The organism is Luteimonas sp. Soil_C_5 (assembly GCF_057656615.1).
The window spans coordinates 1-248 of record NZ_JBDGKA010000013.1 but is presented as its reverse complement, the minus strand read 5'-3'; the positions used below and the strand labels follow the sequence as shown (position 1 = coordinate 248).

The window sequence follows — 248 nt, the reverse complement described above, 5'->3', positions numbered from 1 at the left end:
TTTTGGTTCCTTTTTGGCCGGTCAAAAAGGAACTCGCACGCGTCAGCGTGCGAAAGCCGTGCAATTGATCTATCGCTCTGCTTTAGCTTCGGCTCTAAATCCGAACACGGAATTTGAATCGGAATCCGCGCGAGGTGTTCGCTGTTAGGCGCGATCAGCGTTATTGCCAAGAACAGGGCTTCCGCGCTGTCGCGCGGCTTACTTTTGTCTTGCCAAAAGTAAGCAAAAACGCCGTCGCCGGACGCGAT

General features: G+C 53.2%; 1 protein-coding gene. It reads right to left on the bottom strand.

The genetic code is table 11. The features are described 5' to 3' along the window. A partial coding sequence (locus AC3A5K_RS16965; RefSeq protein ID WP_487618736.1) for a hypothetical protein occupies positions 1 to 248 on the bottom strand: 248 nt, incomplete at both ends.